2 protein-coding genes and 1 pseudogene are annotated in these 2,086 nt (G+C 49.7%); 2 read left to right on the top strand and 1 reads right to left on the bottom strand.

What is annotated here, in order from left to right:
* Together AT710_09640 and AT710_09635 are read left to right on the top strand one after the other, a co-directional pair.
* Nucleotides 1-375: pseudogene (locus AT710_09640) on the top strand.
* Complete coding sequence (locus AT710_09635) at nt 368-1,120, top strand: hypothetical protein (protein ID KUO90032.1); 753 nt, start codon at nt 368-370, stop codon at nt 1,118-1,120. Before AT710_09640 ends, AT710_09635 begins: the two are co-directional and overlap by 8 nt.
* On the opposite strand, the gene AT710_09630 is transcribed toward AT710_09635, so the two are convergent.
* Nucleotides 1,117-1,809, bottom strand: a complete 693-nt coding sequence (locus tag AT710_09630) for a hypothetical protein (GenBank protein ID KUO90031.1) — start codon at nt 1,807-1,809, stop codon at nt 1,117-1,119. The two genes, AT710_09635 and AT710_09630, sit on opposite strands and share 4 nt — an antisense overlap.
* Between the last annotated feature and the right edge of the window lie 277 nt (nt 1,810-2,086).

The following is a 2,086-nucleotide window of genomic DNA, read 5'->3' as shown; positions in this document are numbered from 1 at the left end:
GACGCCTTAGCCGAGTTACGGAAAAGCGGCGCCGCAATACTATTAACTACCCACTACATAGAGGAGGCGGAGTTACTTAGTGATGAGGTTTTCATAATAGATGCGGGGACCATAGTACGGCGAGGCTCTCCTCGAGACTTGCTCTCATTGGTTCCGGAGGATGCGGTGGTGGAGGCTTACGGGGGCTCGCTTGATTTGGATGAGAGACATGTAAGGCTGGGCAACAGGTATATAATATACGTCGATCCATCAATGGCCGGCCCGCTTTCATCCGAATTGATCAGGCGAGGCATGACAGTCACCGTTCGCAGAAAAACTCTTGAGGATGCGGTGATTTATTTACTGGGGGGCTGGAGGGAGGAGGCGGATGAGTAGGATCAATAATTTACTAACTCAGTTGAGGGGTTCCCTCGTCATTGCTTGGATAAATGGTTGGCTAGCCATGACTAGAATGCCGATATGGCTCGTCTCATCCCTAACGGCTCCCATCTCCATTGCATTGATGATTATATTCTTCGGGGGTTATCGATACTTGGGGATAGGATTGATAGGCGGCATATCCATGTTAATAGGAGTTAATGGGGTTGGATTGGTCGGCGACGGCGCCTTCTACAGGTTAGAGTTGAAGTTTCAAAACATGTTAATAGCTACACCCCTGACCCCAGTTAGCTACACGCTTGGGCTCGGCCTCTCCTCCCTGATTTACTCCATGCCCGGCATAGCCATCATGATTGGGATACTCGCATATAGGGGAATAATAACGCCCTGGAACTCCGCGCCAATTGCTGCGTCCCTCTTCGCCGAGTGGTTATCCACATCAATGCTTGGATTCACGATATCCACATACTTGAGGGACACTAGGTATGCCTGGGCAATAGGAAATATACTTGGATTCGTTTTGGGCACATTATTTCCAGTGTTCTATCCAGCCACAATACTCCCAATTCCTTATATAGCCATTGCCTCCCCCGTCAGCGATGCCTCTATAGTGATCCAATATGTGAGTGGAGTCGCCAGGTATAATGTGGATCTCCCGCTTGCGGCAGCTACATCCCTTGCCGCTCAAGCAACGATATTCATCCTACTAGCCATATATAAATCAAGGTGGAGAAGCAATTAGTTGGGTGGATTAGCCGGCCGCTGCCTTATCTGGAGCAGCCCTATGATCATGAGTATGAATCCGGCAATGGATAGGGGTGGTCCAATGTATGGAATGATCGCCAATATGTAGAGAATGGCTCCGATGCGGATCAGGTCGGATCCGTAATCTTCCCCCAACCTATAGTAGCCTATGACGAGCAGTATGAGGCCCACAAGCGACAGCGCTCCCCCAACTAGTATTAGGATCATGGATGGAATCAATGCGATCAATGCCGTGGCCGGTTGTTGCTGCGCGATTCCGAGAGTCGGCACCGAGTTGATCTGATTGGTCGAAATCAGTTCCTTCATGGCATTGATGAGTAGATAAAGGCCGGGAAGCGCCGTTATTGAGCCTATGGGAATCAATAAGGCGCCTATCTTCGCCGGGGAGTACTTGGAATTGATCTTGCTTAGTTCCGCAAACCCCAGGTACTGAAGTAGGGCTGCCATAATCGTCACCCCCATTCCGATCGCTATCAATACATTTAATGAATTGAACACGTTGATCAATGCATTGATGCTTGGGGAAGAACTTGATTGAGTCATCACCAATCGAATTAGGGACCCATACATGGTAACGACTGCCACTGCACCTGTTGCGATGCCTCCCACAAATCCGACCAATAAGCCGCTCACCAATCTAGTGATTGCCCTTGATGCCGAGCTCATCATGCGATTGGGAAGCGGCTTGCTTAAAAATTTTTCAACTAATTCGGGCGAACCCATGCCGAGCTATAATTAATGGAGTTACAAAAGATGGGGATTAAGGGGAGGGCCTCGCCCTTTAGGGAGGAGGTCAGTGCTTCTTGCTTTGGAGCTTTAGTATTGCCTCGGCTAAGTCGCCGTTGCTTTCCCTCAGTGCCTTAATTGCCTCGTCCCTGGTTACGCCGGTTTGATCCATTATTAGCCTAACATCATCCTCGGACACGGGGGTCTCCTCTTGGGG

The sequence above is a fragment of the Thermocladium sp. ECH_B genome, assembly GCA_001516585.1.
Lineage (GTDB): Archaea > Thermoproteota > Thermoprotei > Thermoproteales > Thermocladiaceae > Thermocladium.
This window is presented reverse-complemented; position numbering and strand designations above follow the sequence as displayed.